Genomic DNA, 23,459 nt, shown 5'->3' on the forward strand with positions numbered 1-23,459 from the left:
GGAACCAATTGTAATTTAGTTTCGACATTTGCAATTTGGCCTTATATAATTTTGATAATTTAAAAAAATCAAAACATTATACCTTTTTAAATGTTTTTCGTATAATTGAACTATATAACAACCCGGTGAGGTTGCTGTGAGAATTAACCCGATCTGTTCACTTAAATTTTAACACCATGGCAAAAGCGTATCAATCCATTTATGTAATGTTTTACAGGTGGAACTTTAAAAATTTCGGTCAGGGCTCATTGCCCCAGTTTAAATCGTTGTTTAACGTAAGCTTTTTGCTAATTGTGGTGTTAACAAACGCCATGCTGTTTACCAAATTGATGATTAAAGCGCAATGGTTAACGTTAAACACTTCAACTTATATAGCTATCTTATTTGGCGCCGTAGGTTTTTTGCTTATCAATCATTTTATACTGTTAAACAACAGGATGTTAAAAAGCTTGAACATGCGCCTGGCAACCATAAGCGCACACAATAAAAACCTGTTTTCGGTGGTGTTACTGATAAATGTAGTATTTGCCTGTAGCCTTTGCCTAATCAGATAAAGCACTTAAAGCGCAAATTCTTACAAAACCCGTGCCCATAGGTACGGGTTTTTTTGTTGCCTTTTTTTTGGCAAAGCATATAAGATCAGGGCTCCCCGTTTTCTTAGGGCGCAAAACGAAAAGTATTCGCCTGTTCCCTCAAATAAAATCTATATCTTTCGCTTAACAAAAAATCTATCACGTGTTAGTTAAGACCTTTGGAAGTGCAGTTTATGGTATACAGGCAATTACCATTACAGTTGAAGTGAATATTGCGCCGGGTACCAAATATTTTGTGGTTGGCCTGCCGGATGTAGCCATTAAAGAAAGTTATTTCCGCATAGATTCGGCCCTTAAAAATTGTGGTTATCGTATGCCCCGCCAGCAAGTGGTGGTTAATATGGCCCCTGCAGATATTAAAAAGGAAGGCTCGGCCTATGACCTTACCATCGCTACCGGTGTTTTAGCGGCATCCGGCCAAATAGATGTAGAGAACCTGGATAAATACCTTATTATGGGCGAGCTGTCCTTAGATGGCGGCCTGCAGCCCATTAAGGGCGCTTTGCCTATTGCTATTCAGGCGCGTAAGGAAGGGTATAAAGGCTTTATCCTGCCAAAGCAAAATAGCCGCGAAGCCGCCATTGTAGATAACCTGGAAGTTTACGGTGTTGAAAACATCAAACAAGTTGCCGACTTTTTTAACGGCACGGCTACCCTCGAGCCCGAAGTTGTAAATACCCGCGATGAATTTTACAACTGCCTTACTGCCTACGATAGCGATTTTAGCGAAGTGCGTGGGCAGGAAAATATAAAACGAGCCTTAGAAATAGCCGCCGCGGGCGGCCATAATGTAATATTGATAGGCCCGCCGGGAGCAGGTAAAACCATGCTTGCACGGAGGTTGCCGTCGATTTTGCCACCATTGAGTTTGCATGAATCATTAGAAACTACCAAGATCCACTCCGTAGCCGGGAAACTCTCTGCAGCGGATGCATTGGTTACTACCAGGCCATTCCGTTCTCCGCATCATACAATTTCAGACGTAGCCTTAGTTGGCGGGGGCAGCAACCCACAGCCCGGCGAGATCTCGCTGGCACATAACGGCGTTTTGTTTTTAGATGAATTGCCCGAGTTTAAGCGCAGCGCTTTAGAAGTAATGCGCCAGCCCTTAGAAGAGCGGAAAGTTACCATCTCCCGTGCTAAGTTTACGGTTGATTATCCAAGCAGCTTTATGCTGGTAGCCAGTATGAACCCATGCCCTTGCGGATATTATAACCACCCCGAAAAGGAATGTATTTGCCCGCCGGGAACTGTGCAGAAATATTTAAGCAAGATCTCGGGCCCGTTGTTGGACCGTATAGACCTGCATGTGGAGGTTACGCCGGTTAATTTTAGTGAGCTATCGTCAGACAGGCTGGCCGAGAAAAGTGAACTGATTCGCGATAGGGTGATCAAAGCCCGCGAATTGCAGATAGAAAGGTTTGGCGAACGCCCTGACCTGCACGCGAACGCCCAAATGAGCCCGCAGATGGTGCGCGATGTTTGTAAAATTACAACCGCAGGCCAAACCTTACTAAAAAAGGCCATGGAAAAGCTTGGTCTTTCCGCCCGTGCTTACGACCGCATATTAAAAGTTGCCCGTACCATTGCCGACCTTGCCGGCAGCGAAGAAATCCTGTTAGAACACCTTGCCGAAGCTATCAATTTCCGCAGCCTCGACCGTGAAGGCTGGGCAGGGTAGACAGAAAAGGCCCCTGTCCTCAGAGGCCGTTATTTTTATTCCCAAAAAAGCAACTATCCCGATAATTAGACTTTTAAGTGTTCACGTTCACGCCGTGAACACCCGTTGAAAAGCGCAATCGCCTTAAAATCAAAAGATTGAAGATCTTGGCGTTTTACTGTCAAATTTAGGCCTTTAAACGCTCTGCATAAGCACCTGTGGTTTCTACACGTGCTATCTCAACCGCTTCATCAGTACGGAAACGGTACTCCACCACCTAAGCCGATTTTACCTTACGCATGCGTGCCTGGTAAAACACCCGCAGGTTGCCCGGCGTGCGGTGTAAAAATGCTTCTACCTGTACCAGCTGGCCGTTAAAGCGAAGCACGTTGCCATTTTTTACATAAGATGCTTTAACCCTTGTAATCGGCTATGCTTAACCTGTTTTCGCAGAAGCTGTACTCGTGCTCTTGATTTGAGCAAACGATGGTTAGGCGGTTCTCGCTAAATTTTTCTACGAGGCTCAGGTACCAGTCTATGCCCTGGGTATCCAGGTTAGAGGTGGGCTCATCCAGCATCAGCATGGGGGTATCGGCACAAAAAGCAAGCGCCAGTTTAAGGCGTTGTTTCATGCCTGATGAAAAGTATTTGACCAGTTTATTGCGGCTGCCCTCCAAATTCAGGATATCGGCAACGGCATTTTTATCCATCCCGGCTTTAAATTTTTTGAACTTAAAGTGAAAGTCGATCATTTCATTTAGTGAGAAATCTTCAATAACTTCTAGATATGGGGCCGCTAAACTTAGGTAGTTGAAGATCTCACCGGCTTCAATTTCTTTACCGGCGTCTTCATATTTAAGCACGCCTACAGATGGCACAAGGCTTCCGTTTAATACCTGCAGCAACGTAGATTTCCCCGAGCCATTTGCACCCAGCACGGCGTATTTGGCGGCATTTTCAAAGGTATAATCTATACCCCTGAAGATCCATTCACGGTTAAAGCGGCGGCCTATGTTTTGTAGGGTGATGTTCATGCGGGTGGTTCATAGTTGATAGTTCATGGATCATGGAATTAGCCGCTCGATTCTGACTATGAACTATGATCCATGAACTATTAACCAATTCTTAGCTGCTACCAAATCCCTTCATGATACCGCGTTGCGAGTTCTGCACAAAGTTGATGATCTCATCGCGTTCAACGGTTGGGTTAAATTCGGCTTCGATAATATCTAAGGCCTTGGTCATATTATATTTTTTCAGGAAGATGATCCTGTAGATCTCCTGGATCTCGTTGATCGTTTCAGCACTAAAACCCCTGCGGCGTAAGCCTACCGAATTTATACCAACATAAGACAATGGTTCTCGCCCCGCCTTCGTAAACGGAGGCACATCCTTACGTACCAGCGAACCGCCGGATATCATGCTATGCGCCCCTATTTCGACAAACTGATGCACCATTGAGCCGCCACCTACAAAAGCATAGTCATAAATGTTAATATGCCCGCCTAATTGTACTGAATTAGCAATGATAACGTTATCGCCAATAACACAATCGTGTGCTACGTGTACATAAGCCATCAACAGGCAATTTTGGCCGATTGTAGTAGTATTTTTATCGAGCGCAGTACCACGATTAAGAGTTACGCATTCGCGGATAATGGTATTATCGCCAATGGTAACAGTGCTGGCTTCACCTTTATATTTCAGATCTTGCGGCGGTGCAGATACTACAGCCCCCGGGAAAATACGGCAATTTTTACCAATGCGGGCGCCATCCATAATTACGGAGTTTGAGCCCACCCAGGTGCCTTCGCCAATTTCCACATCTTTGTGGATGGTTACAAACGGCTCGATAACCACGTTATCGGCAATTTTTGCCTGTGGGTGTATATATGCTAAAGGCTGTATCATATTATTTATATCTAACTATTTGTGCCATTAGCTCGGCCTCTACTACAATTTTTTCGCCAACCATGCCAATACCTTTCATTTGCGCAATGCCACGGCGGATGGGCGCTATCAGATCGCAACGGAATATTAACGTATCGCCGGGTAAAACCTTGTCTTTAAACCTTGCATTTTCAATTTTAAGGAACAGTGTCAACCAGTTTTCAGGATCGGGCACGGTGTTTAACACCAATATACCGCCTGTTTGCGCCATCGCTTCTATCTGCAATACACCCGGCATAACAGGTGCGCCGGGGAAGTGGCCTACAAAGAACGGCTCGTTCATGGTTACGGCTTTTAAACCAACCACGTGGGTTTTGGTAAGCTCTAAGATCTTATCTATCAGCAACAATGGCGGGCGGTGCGGCAATATGTTCATGATTTGAACAGTATCGTAAACCGGGGTCATGTTAGGGTCGTAAACCTTAACGTGTTTGCGGCTGCGTTCTTTTTTGATAAGCGTTTTTATCTTTTTAGCAAAGGCAACGTTTGCCGCGTGGCCCGGCCTTGCAGCCATAATATGCCCCTTTAGCGGCACACCAACCAAAGCAAGATCGCCGATCATATCCAGCAGTTTGTGGCGTGCCGGCTCATTCTGGTGACGAAGCTCGATGTTATTTAAAATCCCTTGTGGGGCAACATTTATATCTTTACGGTTGAACAGTTTTGCCAGATTGGCAAGCTCTTCTTCGTCAACTTCTTTATCAACAACAACAATGGCATTGTTTAAATCGCCGCCTTTTATCAAGTCGTGCTTAACCAGCATTTCCAGTTCATGCAAAAAGCAGAAAGTACGGCTTGATGCGATCTCTTTTTTAAATTCAGATAAGCTTGAAATAGTTGCATGCTGACTACCCAATACCTGCGAGTTATAATCAACCATACAGGTAAAACGGTAATCATCATCTAAAGGCATGGCTACCATATCAACCTTACGGTCGGGCTCCGAGTAGTGGATGTTATATGGGATGTGGTAATATTCCCTATCGGCCGCTTGTTCTTCAAAACCGGCTTTTTCAATAGCATCAATAAATTGTATCGAGCTACCGTCCATGATAGGAGTTTCGGGGCCGTCCATATCAATCAGCACGTTGTCTATCTCCAAACCAACCAAGGCGGCAAGCACGTGTTCAACAGTGCTAACACTCGCTCCGTTTTGGGTTAATGTTGTACCTCTTGAGGTATCGGTAACGTTATCCACATCGGCATCGATAATTGGCTGGCCGGGCAAATCAACCCTGCGGAACTTATAACCATGTTTCTCCGGTGCGGGGTTAAACGTGAGGGTAACGCTTTGCCCTGTGTGTAAACCTGTACCCGAAACTGATACGGGCTCCTTAATAGTTCTTTGTTTTACATTCATGTTATGATGTTCATTGGTTCATCGGTTCAATGGTTCATTGGTAAATAGTTTATTATATAGCATACAAGCTTAATAAACTAATAAACAATTGAACTAATGAACATCTCTATTCTTAAGTTCTTTTATAATCTTTTCCAGTTCGTTAACTCTTCTTTCCAGTTCGGGCAGGCGGCCTACTACTACGTTCGAACGCATATCGGCAGTGTAAGCAATAGCGGGCGACCCCGCCCAGCTTTTTCCTTCCTCTTTAATAGTGCGACCAACCCCAGACTGTGCCTGTATCTTGGTGCCCTTAGCAAGAGTAATGTGGCCTACTACGCCCACCTGGCCGCCAAGCATTACGTTTTCGCCCAGTTTGGTGCTCCCGGCAATACCCGCTTGGGCAGCAATTACGGTGTTTTGGCCTATGTCAACATTGTGAGCTATCTGCACCAAATTATCCAACTTAGCACCATTGCGCACATAAGTTGAGCCCATGGTGGCCCTGTCTATAGTTGTGTTAGCGCCCACTTCAACGTTATCTTCAATAACAACGTTACCTATTTGCGCTACTTTGGTATAGGTTCCATCTGGGTTGGGTGCAAAGCCAAAACCGTCGCTGCCTATAACAGCCCCTGAGTGTATTACTACATTATCGCCAATAATACAATCAAAGTAAACCTTTACACCGGGGAACAATGTTACATTATTACCCAGCTTTACATTGTCTGCAATGTAACAGCCCGGATAGATCTTGCAATTATCGCCCAACACTACATCCTGGCTAATATAGGCAAATGCGCCGATGTAAGGGTGTTTACCAATTTTAGCCGATTTATGGATAAAATGTGGTTCCTCTACGCCCGATTTATTTAGTTTGATGGTATTATATTGTTCGAGCAGCAGAGTAAAAGAAGAGTAAGCATTCTCAACCCTAATAAGGGTTGCTTTTACCGGCGCGGTTAGTTGCAGGCTGTTATTTACTATTACAACCGAGGCATTGGTAGTATACAGGTATTGCTCATATTTAGGGTTAGCTAAAAATGATAAAGAACCGGTGCCGCCTTCTTCTATTTTGGCCAGGTGATTGGCCTCCACAAGCGGATCGCCTTCAACTGTTCCATTTAGCATAAAGGCTATATCCTTTGCGGTAAATTGCATCGTACAAATTTAAATGTTAAAACCATAGCAACAAATTATTAATAATGGGTACCAAAAGAGTTTTTTTAAGTAGCCAATATTAACTAACTCACCAATAAACAACGCTCTTCCCGATAGTTACCGGAACACCACACTAAAACAGTTCTTTGGCATAGCAAAGTATATATTTTTTTACAGTTTTTGATAAAGCCTCCAGGTTTGAATTATCGCTGGCGAGGGTAATATCTGTAATGTCGCCGTTCTTCTTCAGAATATGAATGTTGCCATCACCCTTGTTATAGGCATTGTTGCGGATGTCATCATCAAATACAAAATAAGAAGCCTCGTGTTCGCTAATGTTATATTTTTCCATAGCGCTGGCGGTCAACTGTTTAATAAAATCAGCGTTTGGAACTTCATTAGTAATATCTACGTGGTAAAGCCTGCGGTTTATTAGGTTATGGCAAAGTTTAGATAGTACAAAATCCGGGCTATCGGCCCATATCTTTACCGCGGCCATCACGTCTGTATCATCAAGCAAAGCGAAGGTTTTTAAATGCTTATCGCTCGCCATAAATTCTGCCTTGGTTATAAAATTCTCCAGGAAATAGCTTAAGGCCGGTGTTAGTGGGAAGTGTGTACCCTGCAAAGCCAGTTCGCGGCTACGGGTAAATATTTTGCAAAGCAATTGCTCTGCAGCTATTACGGTTTTGTGGAGGTAAACCTGCCAGTACATTAGCCTGCGGGCGATCAGGAATTTTTCTATCGAGTAAATACCTTTCTCCTCCACCGCAATGCTGTCATCCTTTACGGTAAGCATTTTAATGATCCTGTCGGAACTGATAACGCCTTCGGATACGCCGGTAAAATAGCTGTCCCTGTTCAGGTAGTCCATCCTGTCCATGTCCAATTGGCTGGATACTAACTGGTGCAAAAAGTGCTTGGGGTGGCTGCCTGTAAATATGCTGATGGCTAAAGAAAGTTTGCCTTCAAACTCTTCGTTTAGCTTATTCATCAGCAGGATAGAAATATCCTCGTGGTCTATTTCATCAACAATGGTATGCTCCAAAGCGTGCGAGAATGGCCCGTGCCCAATATCGTGCAACAGAATGGCTATCATCAAACCTTCTTTCTCTTCGGGCGAGATCTCCGCGCCTTTATTGCAAAGGGTTTCTATAGCCATGCTCATTAAGTGCATAGCGCCTAAAGCATGATGGAAACGGGTATGCAAAGCGCCGGGGTAAACCAAATGGGTCATCCCCAGCTGTTTAATGTAGCGCAGGCGCTGAAAGTATGGGTGATCTATCAGGTCATACACCAGTTCGGTTGGTATGCTGATGAACCCGTAAACCGGGTCGTTTATGATTTTCTTTTTGTTCAAAGTAGCTTTTAAGAATACAAAAGTGTTGAATTATGACAAAACAAGCACGGTCTATTTGTTAATTAATGTTAATCCTTTGTATATTTTTACAACAAAACATACCCGCTAAAGGTTATAGAGGGGTAAAATTAAATATATTATGCAGGATACCACTATATTATGGGCCGATGACGAAATTGATCTGCTGAAACCACACGTTCTATTCTTAACCGAAAAGGGATATAAAATAATAACCGTTACTAACGGTAACGATGCCATTGAGGAATTTAAAAAGCAGTATTTCGACTTGGTTTTCCTGGATGAGAATATGCCCGGCCTAACCGGACTGGAAACACTACAACAAATAAAGAACATCAATAACGATATCCCTATTGTGCTCATCACCAAAAACGAGGAAGAGTATTTGATGGAGGATGCCATCGGGTCGAAAATTGATGACTACCTGATAAAGCCCGTACACCCGAAGCAGATACTGCTTACGATAAAGAAACTCACCGAAAATAAAAAGCTTGTTGGCGCTAAAACCACCATGGCCTATCAGCAGGATTTCCGTAACCTGGGTATGACGCTTAACGATAACTTGAGCTACCAGGAATGGGTTGATGTTTACAAAAAACTCATTTATTGGGAACTTGAACTGGAAACCCTGGAAGATGCCGGGATGCACGAGATACTGACCTTGCAAAAAGCTGAAGCCAACGTACAGTTCTGCAAGTTTGTAGAACGCAATTATTTGAGTTGGATAAAAGACCCCGAGAACGGGCCAACATCATCACCGCAGTTATTTAAGAAAAAGGTGTTCCCTAAGCTGGATGGCAAGGGGCCGGTTTTCTTTATATTGATCGATAACCTTCGTTACGATCAGTTTAAGATCATTAACCCCATTATATCAGAATACTTTAGGTTAGAGGAAGAAGATACCTATTACAGTATATTACCAACGGCTACGCAATACGCGCGTAACGCTATTTTCTCGGGCTTAATGCCATTGGAAATGGAAAGCCGTTACCCACAAAAATGGCAAAATGACGAGGACGAAGGCGGTAAGAACTTGTTCGAAGCCGATTTTGTTGCCGACCAGCTGAAACGTGTTTTGCGCCGCGATGTTAAGCACTCTTACCACAAGATCCTGAATATTGATGAAGGCCGTGCTTTGAATGAATCGGTAAATAACCTGATGAATAATGAGCTGAATGTGGTTGTTTACAATTTTGTGGATATGCTTAGTCATGCCCGTACAGATATGCAGATGATTCGCGAGCTGGCGAGTGATGATGCGGCCTACCGCTCACTAACACTGTCATGGTTTGAGCACTCGCCGTTGTTCGACCTGTTGAAATTCCTGGCATCAAAACAGGTAAGGGTGGTTATCACAACAGACCACGGTACCATTCGTGTTAAAAACCCCAGCAAGATCATCGGCGACCGTAATACCAATACCAACCTGCGTTACAAACAAGGTAAAAACCTAAATTATAACGCCAAAGAGGTATTCCATATCCGTAACCCGCATGATGCCATGCTACCTAAGCTGCACGTAAGCAGCAGCTTTGTATTTGCCAAGGGCGATAGTTACTTTGTATACCCTAATAACTATAACCACTTTGTTAATTTTTATAACGAGACCTTCCAGCACGGCGGGATCTCGTTAGAAGAAATGATTATCCCGATAGTTACCTACGGGCCGAAATAGGAATTGAAATATTAAATTCACCCCGTTATTGCGGGGTACGAAGCAATCCCCTACTTACAGAGCGGCTCTGTAAAGCAAAGAGAGTGCTTCGTACCCCGCGATGACGTTAGGGGATTAAACTATGGACTTACACATCACATCAACCGCCGAACTACCCCAGGTAGCATCGGGTATATTAAACTTCGCCGGCGATACCCGCATTTTCCTTTTTTACGGAGATATGGGTGCGGGCAAAACCACGCTTATTAAAGCGCTTTGTTCACAATTAGGCGTTTTAGATGCGGCTACCAGCCCTACGTTTTCTATCGTAAACCAATACGAAGGGCAGGATGGCCCGGTTTATCATTTTGATTTTTATCGGTTAAAAGATCAGAATGAGGCGCTTGATATGGGCTACGAGGAATATTTTTACTCGGGCAATTACTGTTTTATAGAGTGGCCGGAAAAAATTGCTAATCTTATTCCCGATAGCTATACCGGTGTGCGCATACATGTTATAGATGCTACCAGCAGGCAAATAAGCGTTGAAAACATTTCATAAGCAATCCTGTTTTTTTCTTATCTTCATCATCCGGAAAAAATAATGTAACATGAGTACAGGGAAATACAGCGGGTTTTCAGATGTTGCCAGGCAGGCAATGATGCAGCCCCAGGAATCGATGCTGGAAATTAAGAGCAAAAAAGGCAAACTTTATATTGGCATCCCCAAGGAGGTCTCCTTCCAGGAAAACCGGATCCCGCTTACCCCGCTGTCGGTAGCGCTGCTGATCAACAACGGCCACGAAGTGATGCTGGAAAGCAACGCCGGCCAGGCCGCCAACTTTACCGACAACAATTACAGCGAACAAGGTGCCCAGATAGTTTACGACACCAAAAAAGTTTACGAAGCCGATATCATCATTAAAATAGCCCCGCCTACTATGGAGGAGATAGAAATGATGAAGCCCGGGCAACTGCTTATATCTGCCCTGCAGCTATCAACCCTAAAAGCCGATTGCCTGCACGCCCTGATGAAGAAAAAGATTACCGCATTATGTTTTGAGCATTTAGAGGATGAAGGGGGCTCCTTGACGGTGGTTCGCGCCATGAGCGAAATTGTGGGTGCAACATCCATACTCATCGCTGCGGAATACCTGAGCAATATTTTTGAAGGTAAAGGCCTGATGCTGGGCGGCATCACCGGTGTCCCTCCAACAGAAATTGTTATAATTGGCGCAGGTACAGTAGGCGAATACGCAGCGCGTACCGCCATCTCTTTAGGTGCACAGGTTAAGGTTTTTGATCCGTCTATTTATAAGCTTCGCCGTTTACAAAATAATATTGGCACACGGGTGTTTACATCGGTGGTGCAACCCATTGTATTAGAAAAAGCCATCACCACCTGCGATGTTGCCATTGGTGCCATCAGGGCCGATGACGGGCGCAGTCCGCAGATCGTATCTGAAACTACCGTAAGCAAAATGAAACCAAATTCGGTTATTATTGATGTGAGTATTGACCAGGGCGGCTGTTTCGAAACATCAGAAGTTACCAACCATACGCACCCGGTTTTCCGCAAGTACGATGTAATTCATTATTGTGTTCCTAATATCGCTTCTCGTGTGGCACGTACCGCAACATATGCGCTAACCAACATATTTGCACCTATCTTATTAGATATTGGCGAAATGGGCGGGCTAAAAAACATGATCTGGCAAAAGGCAGGCATCCGCAAGGCGGTATATATTTACCAAGGGCACCTTACCAACAAACACATTGGCGAGCGTTTCAATATCCCTTGTAAAGATCTTGACCTGTTAGTTGTATCCAATCATTAATAGAATCAGGATAATAAGAATCAAGAATTAGGACAACCTAAATGCTTCTTGGCCCTATTTAATAGTTAGTAAACGGCCTTACGGCTTCCGGGTGGTTAATCTCCGGCTGATATTTTTCAGGGATTTCATTCGTGTGGTGTTTTTCGCCATAGTAATCGATAGCCAGTTCTCTCTTCCCGTTATCTTTTATGGTTACTTTAAAAAGCATATCGTAATCTTCCTCATCCAATGATGATGGAAAAGGTACATCGGCACCAAAAGCTTCTAAAAGTTTCATTACCGTGTTAGAGTGTCCAATAACTAAAACATTTTCGCCCCTAAAATTTTTGATGATGGTTTTGGCAAATACATTTAAGGCGGTATCTACATAAACGCGCGGTAATATTTTGGCTTTATAAGCCAGCGGTCGGGCGGTTAAGCCAGTGCGTTTATACTTGGTTACGTATATGGCTTTAATGTGTTCACCCTTTAATTCCTTAGCTAAAGCTTCGGCGCGTTTGGTGCCTGCCGCGCTTAAAGCAGGGTCTTCATCTTGCTTAATATTGGTCACTTTTTCGGCATGGCCAACGATCCAAATAGTGGTTTTTTGTGCCGAGGCACTAAAATTGCTTAGTAACAAAAAAATAAACAATAACCTTAAAAATTTAGCCGGCATCATTACAATTTTCATAAAATGGTGTTATCTTTTTTTATAATACAAGGCGCTAACAAATATATTCGATTTTTGATATGAAATTATTCAGTAAAGAGTATTTAAAACAACTATGGAAAGTGTTAATGGCCACCTTCAGTGGTTTTTCTAACGATAATGGTTTAAAACTAAGTGCGTCATTAGCATATTATACCGTTTTTTCATTAGCGCCTTTGTTGTTATTAATACTTGCCCTTGCCGGGATATTTTTAAAAGACGGCAGTTATCGCCAGGGTTTTTACGACCAGATCCAGCATTATATTGGTAAACAAGGTACGTTGCAGATCCAAAGCACTATACAATCGCAGGATATTGCCGGCAAAAGCGGGATTGGATTAGCCATAAGCATCGCTACATTGTTATTAGGTGCCAGCAGTATTTTTATCGAAATACAAGACTCTCTTAACACCATATGGCGCGTTAAAGCCAAACCTAAAAGGGGGTGGGTTCAAATGCTCAAAAACAGGTTCCTTTCTTTTTCGCTGATCGTTAGCCTTGGCTTTTTATTATTGGCTTCTTTACTGGTGAACATCATTATAAGTGCCGTTAGTGATAAGATAATTGCATTCTTACCTAAATTATTGGGCAAAGACATTGCCGGGGTTGTTGGTGAAACATTTTTATTTACCGTTAATATTGGTATTACGCTCCTGGTTATTTCTGTTCTTTTCGGGGTTATATTTAAAGTGCTTCCGGATGTTAAGATCAAGTGGAAAGATGTACGTTCGGGAGCAATATTTACGGCCATTCTTTTCATCATTGGCCAATATATCATTAGTTTATATATACAATATACAGCCCAGGGGTCGGTATATGGTACCGCCGGGGCGCTTATCGTGATCCTTGTGTGGATCTATTATACCGCCGCTATATTATATATCGGTGCCGAGTTTACCCAGGTTTACGCTGAAGCGCAGGGTAGCCGTATTGAACCTGCGGCATATGCTGTTGTTGTACAACAAACCGAGGTGGAAAGAAAGCTCACTACGCTGCCTTTGCAAAACCCAGAACTGCGCGGAGCCCTAAAGTGCGACGACGACAAAGACGGGAAAAAGCCGGAGAGCTGTTAGTGCAGGTGACTGGGGGCTAAACTATTGTGTTATTTTTTATAAAATAAACTGTAGATTTAGCTTCCAATCCAAACCAGGTGTTAGCCGGCCTATACAAATACTCAACGTTTAAACAGGTATGGCTCTTCGTCATATTAAATTGCCTTTTCCTATCGGCAAATGCCCAATCATTTGATGTCGACAGCACCCACAAGTATGTAGATATCCCCTTTAAGCTTGTCCGTAATATGATGATCGTCAAGGTCAAAATAAACAACAAGGGCCCCTTCAATTTTATTTTGGATACAGGTGTTGGGTTGATGATCATTACCGAGCCTAAGCTGGTCGATTCTATCGGTCTCGCATCAAAACGCACCATTAAATTAGCCGGGCTTGGCGAGGGCGACGCCTTTGAAGCATATGTTACCCCGGCATTAAATGTTGGCATCCCCGGGTTGGTAAGTGATAATGTTTCTGCAGCTATTTTAAAAACAGATTACTTTAACCTATCCGGTTATGTTGGCATGCCCATTCATGGCTTGCTGGGGTACGAATTTTTTAACTCGCTGGCGGTGAAAATAAATTTTACCGATACAACCATGAATGTTTGCCGCCCTAAAAACCTTAAGCCATTTAAAAAAAGCCAGAAGATCCCTATTAGTATAGAGGATAAAAAGCCTTACATGCAAACTAATGTTAGTTTCCCGGATGGTACAAAAGCGGTAAACAAATTTGTGATAGACCTTGGCGCAGGGCACCCCCTTTCTATCGAGAATATGGTGCAGAAGCATGGTTTGCCAAAAAAGGCTATTCAGGCAAATTTAGGTGTCGGGCTTAATGGGCCAATAACAGGCTACCTAAGCCGCGTTAAAGAGATTGATATGGCCGGTTATAAAATCAAAAATATCATTACATCTTTCCCCGATAAAGATTATGTGCAGCGCACGGTAAGTGTACCGCGTGACGGTAACCTTGGCATTGGGATCCTCAAAAGGTTTAACCTGGCTTTTGATTATACAAACGGATTGCTTTATGTTAAATCGAACGAAAAACTTAATGTGCCGTTTGAGCATGACATGAGTGGGATAGAGTATTTTATGGCCGGTGAGAATTATTTGCACCTGATTGTTGGCCGTATTGCACCCGGCTCGCCGGCTGATGAAATTGGCCTGATAAAGGATGATGAAATTACCTCCATTAATTTTAAACCGGTATCAAAAATGACTGCGGAGGAGATAGACGGATACTTTAAAACTACCGAGCGGAGCCTGCTGCTGGAGATCTATCATGATAAAAAATACGACCGCGTTATCATCAATTTACGCCGCCGCATATAATTTGCATGTAACTAACATGTTGCGATAGGGTTCTAAAAAAATTATTCCATATTTTTAGCCTTTACTAATTAACTTAACGATGAATACACCTTTACGGGTAAATACTTACCTGGGCATTGCATTTTTTGCTATGGCAACAATTGCAAGTTCATGCGCCACCAAAAAAGCTGCAGACCGTACGGTTACGCTTAAAACCACAACTACCCCGGGCGGCTCTACCGCAACTGCAACAATTGGCGCCGCAAAAAAAGAAAGCATCAAAAAATTCAGCGATCTTATTGGAAAAGCGAAAGCCGATAGCGGCCTTTTCAATACTTATAAGGTGGATGGTAAATATTACTTTGAAATTCCTGATAGCCTGGTGAGCCGCGAAATGCTGGTAGTTACCCGTTTTGTAAAAACGCCAACCGGCTTAAAATCTTTTGGCCAGCAGTATGGCGGCGAAGAGGTTAACAACCAGGTTTGGAAATGGGAGCGCCACGATAAGCAAGTTTTTATACGCGTACCAAGCTATTCGGTAAGGGCCGATAGCACCAGCGATATGTACCAATCGGTAAAAAACTCGAACCTTGATGCCGTGCTTGCCGCTTTTGATATTAAAGCATACAATAAAGATACTACAGGTGTATTGGTTGATGTAACCGACCTATACAATGGTGATGTTGCAGCAATAGGCTTGCCCGATAACATTAAAAAAATGTACAAGATAAGCGCGCTGGATAATACCCGCTCGTATATTGATACCATGAGGAGTTTCCCGATCAATATCGAGACACGCACCCTTAAAACTTACCGCGCTACAGAGTCGCCAACGGATAATACCAATGCTGCGGTAACATTTGAATTAAATACCTCGATGTTGCTGTTACCAAAAACACCAATGAAAGCGCGTATAATGGATGCCCGTGTTGGCTTTTTTGGCCAACAACAAACAGATTATGGTACCGATGCCCAAAAAGCAGAAGCAACCGCTTACATCCACCGCTGGAAACTTGAGCCTAAAGACGAAGCCGCCTACGCCCGTGGCGAACTGGTTGAACCAAAAAAACAAATAGTTTACTATATAGACCCTGCTACACCTAAAAAATGGGTGCCATACCTTATTGCCGGGGTTAACGACTGGAACAAGGCTTTTGAAGCCGCTGGTTTTAAAAACGCTATTGTTGGTAAAGAAGCCCCAACTAAAAAACAAGACCCTGAATTTAGCACCGAGGATGCGCGTTACAGCGTGTTACGTTACTTTGCCTCAGATGTTCAGAATGCATACGGGCCACACATCTCCGACCCTCGCAGCGGCGAGATCCTGGAGAGCCATGTTGGCTGGTACCATAACGTAATGAGCTTATTGCGCAACTGGTTCTTCATTCAAACGGCTGCGGTTAACCCTAACGTGCGTACGGCTAAATTTACCGACGCGCAAATGGGCGAGTTGATCCGTTTTGTGTCATCGCACGAGATTGGCCACACCTTAGGCCTGCCACACAACTTTGGCTCGAGCTATGCTTTCCCCGTTGATTCGTTACGTTCAAAATCATTTACGGATAAACACGGTACTGCACCATCCATTATGGATTATGCCCGCTTTAACTACATAGCACAGCCCGGCGATGGTGTTACCCACCTTTACCCGCAAATTGGCGAGTACGATCTATGGTCGGTTAAATGGGGATATAGCTACTTCCCCGGAAAGAAAACCGCCGTGCAGGAAAAAGAAATGTTAGATGTTTGGACTAAAGAAAAAGCCGGTAACCCGCTTTATTACTTTGGCCGACAAGGAACCTCTATCGACCCGCGTTTACAAAATGAAGATTTGGGTGACAACGCCATGAAGGCAAGCAACTACGGTATTGCCAACTTAAAAAGGATCCTTCCTAATATCGAAAAATGGACGTACCAAAAAGGCGAGGGCTATGATGACCTGGTAACTTTATACAATGAGGTTATTGGCCAGTATAACCGCTACATAGGCCACGTTACTATGAATATTGGTGGCATGAACGAAAACTATAAAACATACGATCAAAAAGGTGCTGTTTACGGCTTTGTAAACAAAGGCCTGCAGCACGATGCGGTTGTGTTTTTAAACCAACAGGTGTTTACTACACCAAGATGGTTAATTAACAATGCCGAGTTAGCCAAATTTGATAATGGTGTTGTTATTGGCCGCATCAAATCACTACAGGTAAACGCGGTTACCAATGTTGTTAACCCATCGCGCATGGCGCGGATGTTTGACAACCAATCAAAAAATGGTGCTACAGCCTATACAGTTGCCGATATGTTTAATGACCTGCATACAGGAATATTTGCTAAAGGAACGCCCGATGAGTTTAAACGCAACCTGCAACGCGGCTATGTAGATCGTTTAAAAACATTGTTGAACGATGATGCAAGCGCAAGCTTACCGGGTGCTACATCAGCACAACTTGCAAGCTTTGGATTAACACCTATCAACATTGCACTGTCAGACATTAGGCCGATGGTACGTGTAGAACTTGCCAAAATTAGCGCAAGCCTGCCAAAAGGCGGAGATGCGTTAACCACGGCACATTATGCCGATTTACGTTTACGTATTAAAGAAGCCTTAAACCCAACCCGCCCAATTGTTAATGTTAGCGGTGGCGCACCGGTCCGTTTAACAGACGACGCTGCCCCTGCTGACGATAGCTGCTGGCCGGCAACAAAATAAGAGCTGCTTAAAAAAGCAAAAGCCTCCCGATGCAAAATCGGGAGGCTTTTTTATTGCCTTATTTTTTAGAGAATAATTTAAATGTTATTTAAGCTGACTTATGTTTTCAAAAAAAGCGGCTTGCAGGTCAAGCAAAGTTTTAACGCTTACCTTTTCACCATAGGTATCAAAGCAAAGGAATTTTGCTTTTGCATGGTCATTATCTTTCCACTTTTCAAAAAAATTGAAGGTTTCAAAGAAATAATGGTTGGTGGTTATCTTGCTTTTTCCACTTGTTTGCGATGTATTTAGCCTGAAACCAAACGCATCTATCCATTTGTGCACTTTATTGTGCAGAGACCCGTTAAAATTATCCATAGGTTAAATGCTTTTTATTTTTAACGAAAATATCATGCCAAAAGTTATAGCTTAAACGAAATACTTGTTAACAAACGTTGAGTGTTGATGTGGATATCTATAGGTATAATTAGGCGCATTTAAAAGACATTTTATTCCACATAAATAAATTTTGAAACCAAATGTTAATAACTCCGTACAAGACCCTACACTCGCAAAAAAAATATGAAAAGAAACAGACTTTTATTAGCAACTATAGCATTTAGCCTATTAACAGTAGGTGCGTGTAAAAAATCTACAACCCCGGGCCCTCCAGGTGTAAAGGGTGAAAGCGGAGCAACTGGTGCTACAGGTGCTACCGGCGCTGCGGGGCCACAAGGCGCTACGGGTGCAACAGGCGCTACGGGTGCAACCGGCGCTACAGGAACAGCCGGCCCGGCTGGCCCAGCAGGACCACAAGGCCCGGCAGGCCCGGCAGGAGGACCAGTTGGCCCAACAGGTGCAACAGGCGCTACCGGCCCTAAAGGCCCTCAGGGAGAAACGGGCGCAACAGGTGCTACAGGCCCCGCAGGCGCAACAGGTACAAATGGAGCTAACGGTACAAATGGTACCAACGGTGCAACAGGTGCTATCGGCCAAACAGGTGCTATCGGCCAAACAGGTGCAACAGGCCAAACAGGTGCAACAGGCCAAACAGGCGCAACAGGTTCTACAGGTGCACAAGGCCCCGCAGGACCTACAGGTTCTACAGGTTCTACAGGTGCACAAGGCCCCGCAGGAACTACAGGCGCAACGGGACAAACCGGTGCAGCCGGCCAAAACGGACAGAACGGCAATGCTAATGTGCAAAGCTTTTTATTACCAAGCCAGTCGGTAACATTAACAGGTTTAACGAGGTTAAATGTGCCTGCAATTACACAAAGTGTAGTTAACCAGGGTTTGGTTTTGGTATACTTTAGGGTTACCGGATCTGGAACCGGTTATTACGCGCTGCCATACAGCGAAACCGACCGTAATTTAAGCGTATCTAACTACGGTGTTGGTTATGTAGATGTTAAAGCTAACTTTACAGCAACCGGTTTAGACTTTAGGGTTGTGGTTATAGCAGGTACATCACTAACAACATTATCCTTAACACACCCGGGCTTAAACGTGAGAAATTTTAACCAGGTAGCTTCTACCTTTAGGTTGCAATAGCCAACAAAATAGTTGCATATAAATTTATACAACACATTTTAAAAGTTTGTACAAAGCCCTCCCGACAACTGGGGGGCTTTTATATTTTTGTACTGTAACAATCCTATTGTTAGCATATTAAAATATGTAACAATGCTATGATTATTAAATATATAAACCGAATAAAGTGAACATTTGCGTAATAAATGTGTCTATACGATACTGTAAGAGGCCCTTACGTATAAAAAGATTATGAAATACCTTTATTTAATATTAGTAGTAGTTTGTTTAAATACCTTTAATGCGTCCGCGCAGCAAAGGTCAATAAGCGGTACTATTATCGATTCTACCAAACTATCCCTGCCCGGCAGTAATATCAAATTACGTAACGAACTTGGCGATAGCACCGTGACCATAGCAGATGTGAATGGCAAGTTTACCTTCCCATCGGTAAAGGGCTCTAAAATAACGCTTGTTATCAGCTCAATAGGTTACGATGGCCTTATCAAACACTATAATCTTCCTGCGGATGGTAAAGCTGTAGTGCTTTATCCTATATTGCTGAAATCATCTATCAGGCAACTTGGGCAGGTTACCATTGTAGGTGTTAACCCGGTTGTTTTTAAAGAAGATACGGTGCAATATTCAGTATTGGCCTATAAAGTGCGCGAGAACGCCCCTATTGAGGATGTTTTGAAAAAGATCCCGGGCCTTGATGTTGCCAAAGATGGTACAGTATCATCGCAGGGAAAGCAAATAACAAAAGTGCGCGTAAATGGTAAAGACTTTTTTGGCGGCGACGTACAAAGCGCTACCAAGAACCTGCCTGCTGATGTAATAGAGAGTGTACAGATTATTGATGATTACGGCGACCAGGCAAACCTTACCGGTGTTAAAACCGGCGAACCGGCCAAGATCTTGAACTTCACCATCCGTAAGGATAAAAACTATGGTTATTTTGGGCAAGCAACAGCCGGCGACGGCCGTGATTGGTTGCCTAAGCAAGATGGCGCAGATGTTAAAAACGATAATCGATACATTGGCCTTGTAAACTTTTTTAAGTTTAAAGGCGACCAGCAGATCTCGGTTTTAGGTAACCTTAACAATACTAACGTAAACACATTTAGCTATGGTGCCGCAACAGGCGCAGCGGCCGGCGGCGGCGGTTTTGGTGGCGGCGGCGGCGGTCGTGGAAACGCGGCACGTGGCGGTTCATCGGGGTCTACAACCAACGCGAATGGTATTACCAATGCACGCTCAATAGGTTTAAACTTTAGGGACCAATGGGGTAAAACATTGTCTGTATACGGTAGCTATAGTTTTAGCAACAATACTACCTACACAAACTCTACAACGTTGCAAAACAATAACTCGGAAATAAACTCGAGCCAAAGCACGCAAAAGAGCCAGGAAACAAATACACCAACAAACCACCGGTTTAACTTTAACCTGGAATGGAAGCCAGATACGCTTAACTATTTAAAAGTAACCCCAACGTTTACCTACACAGGTACCGATATTACCAGCATCGAAGACCAGTCGTTATCAAGGAAGGGAATCACAAGCCTTGCGTATACATCAAACTCGGTTAGTAATTCAACCGCGCCAAGCTACGGCCTTAATGGTTTTTTTAATCACCGTTTTAAAAACAGCAAACGTAATTTGTTAATTGGGTTTAATGTAAGCACCAATAAAAGCTCGCAGTTTGATAACCCTATAAATGATTATACCGTTGGTGTAACTAACTCGCCGGCAAACCAGGTTATCTACACAGATAGCCGTACCAATACCTATGGCTTAAACATGTCTTACCAGGAACCGATAGGTAAAGTTTCTTTCCTGGAGCTTAATTACGCCTTTAACCACAACTTTACATCAAGCGATAAAGAAACGGATACGCTATACACCAGCAACCCCGACCTTTACCACAATTATGCATTATTAAGTAACAGCTATAATTATACATTTACTACAAACCGTTTTGGCCTAAACTACCGCGTGGTAGAGAAAAAGTATAACTTAACCTTGGGTGTAGGTGCGCAACCTGCAAAACTGGATGGGGTTAACTTAACCAACAATGTATCTACAAGCGTATCTACTTTTAACATTATCCCGGCGGCAAGCTTTAATTACAACTTTAGCAGGAGCCAGGCACTGCGTTTCAACTACAACGGTAGCAGTAACCAACCGGCGTTTAACCAGTTGCAGCCGGTTATAGATTTTTCGAACGCACTGTATCCGGTACAGGGTAACCCTAACTTAAACCCCGAGTTTACAAACAACCTGTCGTTACGTTATAACGCGTTTAGCTTTCAAACGGGTAACATCTTTTTGGTTGGCTTAAACTTTTCGCAAACTGATAATAAGATAGTACAAAACATTATCAATTATGCCCCGAATTTTACCGCAGCCGCAATAGCAGCCGATCCAAGCCTTATAAATTTCAGGAATACTACACTTGTTAAATACCTTAATACAAGTGGTTATTATACTGCCGGTGCTAATTTAATTTACTCTAAACCCTGGAAAGAGCGCCGCTACACTTTAACATTTAATGCTAAAGCTACTTATACCAATAACATTGGTTTCTCGCAAAGTGTAGATTCATTAAACGTGATGACGCCTATAGCAAAAAATATTGCCAAGACTATCAGCTTAATCCCGCGTTTAGGTTTCAGGACTAATATTACCGATATAATTGATGCAGAGTTATACGGAAAATATACCGTGAGCAAAACCAACAATTCGTTAACTACATTAGGGAACCAAAACACAAATATCCGCTCAGTAGAATTAGGCTTAAACGGTAAAAACTATGTTTGGAAAGACTGGACAATTAGCTACGATTATACCAAAACATTAAACTACGGTTACGATGCGGCCCTTAATATTAAAAACCCTAACATTTTAAATACTTATTTAGAGCGCAGGTTTTTGAAAGATCACCGTGGTACTCTGCGTTTGGCAGCATACGATTTATTTAACGAGAACACAGGTTTCGCTACCACTACCAACGGTAGCACTGTTACACAAACTAATGTGAACAGGCTTGGCCGTTACTACTTGCTAACCTTTACTTTGCGCCTGCAAAAATTCTCTGGCAAGGCCCCTTCAGCTGACCCTGGTCGTGGCATGAGAGATGGCGGCGGCAAACCAGGCGGAATGGGTGGCCCTGCTCCTGGCGGTGGTCCATTCTAATTCGTTACAAAACAAAAAACCCATCCGTTTGGCGGATGGGTTTTTTTATGCTTTAATATTTTTAGTTTTTTATAAGTACCGAGTTGACCACCTTTTCCAACTCTTCCAAATCAAAAGGTTTGGCCAAATAAGTTTCGGCACCGGCGTGGTCAGCAAGTAATTGGATGTCACTATTGGCAGAAAAATACACAACGGGTATGTTTTTCAGCACCTCGTCTTTTTTAAGGGTTTGGGTAGCAATAATGCCACCCGCATCAGGGATCCAGTTGTCCATCAATATCACATCGGGCGATATCCCGCTAACTTTTTCGGTAATATCGTTGCAATCTGTAAAGGTAAAAACCTCCCAGCCTTGTTCTTCTAATATATAACTACAGATCGATAGAATGTCTTCATCATCGTCAAAAATGATGATTTTTTTTGCTTTGTCGTTCATGGGTAAGTAGAAAAGTGAAGCTATAAATAAGTTTTAAAAAAAGCAAATTTTTTAATTAGAAACACAAGGCAAAATCAAGTATTATACAACTATGCTTTTTAGTTCCGTAAATAAAAATCCTATGCTTGTATTTTCCTAAAACTCCAGCTCTAGCAAAACCGGGCAATGGTCCGAGTGCTTTGCTTCGGGCAATATCGCGCAACGCTTAATATTATCTTCCAATTCTTTACTCGCCATGGCGTAATCAATACGCCAGCCCAGGTTTTTTCCGCGCGCTCCCGAACGGAAACTCCACCAGGTATAATTGTGCGGCTCTTTATTTACATGGCGAAATGTATCTACAAAGCCCGACTCCACAAAGTTCTCCATCCACTCACGCTCCTCCGGCAAAAAGCCGGATGAGTTAGCATTTGATTTTGGGTTATGGATATCGATCGGTTTGTGGCAGATGTTATAATCGCCGCATATAACCAGTTTGGGATGTTCAACTTTTAGTAAGGTTAGGTACTTGCCAAACTCGTCCAGGAAACGGTACTTGAAGATCTGCCTTTCATCGCCGCTTGAACCTGACGGGAAGTAGGCGCTCATTACAGAAACTTCGTCAAAATCTACCCGGATACAACGGCCTTCACGGTCGAAATCGGGAATACCACAGCCGTATTCGATGTGATTTGGTGTGATTTTGCTAAATATCGCAGTGCCGCTGTACCCTTTCTTCTCGGCCGGGAACCAATAATGTTTGTAGCCTAATGCATCAACCAGCCCCAATTCTTTTATTACCTCTGGCGTGGCTTTAATTTCCTGTAAACATACCACATCGGCATCGGTAGCCTGCAGCCAGGCCAACCAACCTTTACTAATGGCAGAACGGATGCCGTTAACGTTATAAGTTATGATCTTCATCTTGTTTATATTATGGTGACCCTGTATTTTTAAGATAAAATGGTGGCAACATTTTGTCACCACGTCAAATT

The 23,459-nt window shown here is 43.3% G+C and carries 19 protein-coding genes and 1 pseudogene; 10 read left to right on the top strand and 10 right to left on the bottom strand.

Features of this window, described 5'->3' with window-relative positions; genetic code table 11:
• The first annotated feature begins 176 nt into the window (after positions 1–176).
• Complete coding sequence (locus RHM67_RS01760) at positions 177–554, top strand: hypothetical protein (protein WP_322230041.1); 378 nt, start codon at positions 177–179, stop codon at positions 552–554.
• A gap of 181 nt (positions 555–735) precedes the next feature.
• Positions 736–2,274 (top strand): YifB family Mg chelatase-like AAA ATPase, encoded by a 1,539-nt coding sequence (locus RHM67_RS01765; protein ID WP_322230044.1) that lies wholly within the window; start codon positions 736–738, stop codon positions 2,272–2,274.
• 259 nt (positions 2,275–2,533) lie between these two features.
• On the opposite strand, the pseudogene RHM67_RS01770 reads toward RHM67_RS01765, so the two are convergent.
• From RHM67_RS01770 to RHM67_RS01795, 6 genes and pseudogenes are all read right to left on the bottom strand, one after another.
• Positions 2,534–2,680 (bottom strand): annotated as a pseudogene (locus tag RHM67_RS01770) (hypothetical protein); the annotation flags it as partial.
• On the bottom strand, positions 2,667–3,287 hold the full coding sequence (locus RHM67_RS01775) for an ABC transporter ATP-binding protein (protein WP_322230046.1): 621 nt from the start codon (positions 3,285–3,287) through the stop codon (positions 2,667–2,669). The gene RHM67_RS01775 and the pseudogene RHM67_RS01770, both read right to left, overlap by 14 nt.
• 91 nt (positions 3,288–3,378) lie before the next feature.
• Positions 3,379–4,164, bottom strand: coding sequence for an acyl-ACP--UDP-N-acetylglucosamine O-acyltransferase (lpxA, locus tag RHM67_RS01780; protein ID WP_252758757.1), 786 nt, complete (start codon positions 4,162–4,164; stop codon positions 3,379–3,381).
• 1 nt (position 4,165) lies between these two features.
• Positions 4,166–5,563 carry a bifunctional UDP-3-O-[3-hydroxymyristoyl] N-acetylglucosamine deacetylase/3-hydroxyacyl-ACP dehydratase gene (locus tag RHM67_RS01785; RefSeq protein WP_322230050.1) on the bottom strand — a complete coding sequence of 466 codons (1,398 nt, stop codon included), beginning with the start codon at positions 5,561–5,563 and terminating at the stop codon, positions 4,166–4,168.
• Between the two features lie 93 nt (positions 5,564–5,656).
• Positions 5,657–6,703, bottom strand: a complete 1,047-nt coding sequence (gene lpxD / locus RHM67_RS01790; RefSeq protein WP_322230053.1) for a UDP-3-O-(3-hydroxymyristoyl)glucosamine N-acyltransferase — start codon at positions 6,701–6,703, stop codon at positions 5,657–5,659.
• Between the two features lie 133 nt (positions 6,704–6,836).
• A complete protein-coding gene (locus RHM67_RS01795) occupies positions 6,837–8,063 on the bottom strand; it encodes an HD domain-containing protein (RefSeq protein WP_322230056.1) in 1,227 nt (408 codons plus the stop codon).
• 139 nt (positions 8,064–8,202) lie between these two features.
• On the opposite strand from RHM67_RS01795, the gene RHM67_RS01800 reads away from it, so the two are divergent.
• The 3 genes from RHM67_RS01800 (at position 8,203) to RHM67_RS01810 (ending at position 11,573) form a co-directional block, all read left to right on the top strand.
• Positions 8,203–9,756, top strand: a complete 1,554-nt coding sequence (locus tag RHM67_RS01800; RefSeq protein ID WP_322230059.1) for a bifunctional response regulator/alkaline phosphatase family protein — start codon at positions 8,203–8,205, stop codon at positions 9,754–9,756.
• A gap of 121 nt (positions 9,757–9,877) precedes the next feature.
• Positions 9,878–10,297 (top strand): tRNA (adenosine(37)-N6)-threonylcarbamoyltransferase complex ATPase subunit type 1 TsaE, encoded by a 420-nt coding sequence (gene tsaE, locus RHM67_RS01805; protein ID WP_322230062.1) that lies wholly within the window; start codon positions 9,878–9,880, stop codon positions 10,295–10,297.
• Between the two features lie 49 nt (positions 10,298–10,346).
• The gene (locus RHM67_RS01810) at positions 10,347–11,573 is read left to right on the top strand and encodes an alanine dehydrogenase (RefSeq protein ID WP_322230064.1); all 1,227 of its coding nucleotides are present in this window, start codon (positions 10,347–10,349) and stop codon (positions 11,571–11,573) included.
• A gap of 58 nt (positions 11,574–11,631) precedes the next feature.
• Here RHM67_RS01810 and RHM67_RS01815 read toward each other — a convergent pair whose 3' ends face one another.
• A complete protein-coding gene (locus RHM67_RS01815) occupies positions 11,632–12,243 on the bottom strand; it encodes a phosphoglycerate mutase family protein (protein WP_322230066.1) in 612 nt (203 codons plus the stop codon).
• Positions 12,244–12,302: 59 nt separating this feature from the next.
• Here RHM67_RS01815 and RHM67_RS01820 point away from each other — a divergent pair, with 59 nt between their 5' ends.
• The 3 genes from RHM67_RS01820 (at position 12,303) to RHM67_RS01830 (ending at position 17,339) form a co-directional block, all read left to right on the top strand.
• Complete coding sequence (locus tag RHM67_RS01820) at positions 12,303–13,334, top strand: YihY/virulence factor BrkB family protein (RefSeq protein ID WP_322230068.1); 1,032 nt, start codon at positions 12,303–12,305, stop codon at positions 13,332–13,334.
• A 77-nt stretch (positions 13,335–13,411) separates the two neighbouring features.
• A complete protein-coding gene (locus RHM67_RS01825; protein ID WP_322230071.1) occupies positions 13,412–14,650 on the top strand; it encodes an aspartyl protease family protein in 1,239 nt (412 codons plus the stop codon).
• A gap of 79 nt (positions 14,651–14,729) precedes the next feature.
• A complete protein-coding gene (locus RHM67_RS01830) occupies positions 14,730–17,339 on the top strand; it encodes a zinc-dependent metalloprotease (protein ID WP_322230073.1) in 2,610 nt (869 codons plus the stop codon).
• 84 nt (positions 17,340–17,423) lie between these two features.
• Here the strand turns inward: RHM67_RS01830 and RHM67_RS01835 are convergent, their stop codons facing one another.
• The gene (locus RHM67_RS01835; RefSeq protein WP_322230074.1) at positions 17,424–17,696 is read right to left on the bottom strand and encodes a hypothetical protein; all 273 of its coding nucleotides are present in this window, start codon (positions 17,694–17,696) and stop codon (positions 17,424–17,426) included.
• 204 nt (positions 17,697–17,900) lie between these two features.
• On the opposite strand from RHM67_RS01835, the gene RHM67_RS01840 reads away from it, so the two are divergent.
• Positions 17,901–18,872, top strand: a complete 972-nt coding sequence (locus RHM67_RS01840; protein WP_322230075.1) for a hypothetical protein — start codon at positions 17,901–17,903, stop codon at positions 18,870–18,872.
• A gap of 231 nt (positions 18,873–19,103) precedes the next feature.
• Entirely contained in the window at positions 19,104–22,049 is a 2,946-nt protein-coding gene (locus tag RHM67_RS01845) for an outer membrane beta-barrel protein (protein ID WP_322230076.1), read from the top strand.
• A gap of 61 nt (positions 22,050–22,110) precedes the next feature.
• Here RHM67_RS01845 and RHM67_RS01850 read toward each other — a convergent pair whose 3' ends face one another.
• Positions 22,111–22,485 carry a response regulator gene (locus RHM67_RS01850; protein ID WP_322230077.1) on the bottom strand — a complete coding sequence of 125 codons (375 nt, stop codon included), beginning with the start codon at positions 22,483–22,485 and terminating at the stop codon, positions 22,111–22,113.
• Positions 22,486–22,620: 135 nt separating this feature from the next.
• A complete protein-coding gene (locus RHM67_RS01855; protein WP_322230079.1) occupies positions 22,621–23,388 on the bottom strand; it encodes an exodeoxyribonuclease III in 768 nt (255 codons plus the stop codon).
• Between the last annotated feature and the right edge of the window lie 71 nt (positions 23,389–23,459).

The sequence above is a fragment of the Mucilaginibacter sp. 5C4 genome, assembly GCF_034345625.1.
GTDB lineage: Bacteria > Bacteroidota > Bacteroidia > Sphingobacteriales > Sphingobacteriaceae > Mucilaginibacter > Mucilaginibacter aurantiaciroseus.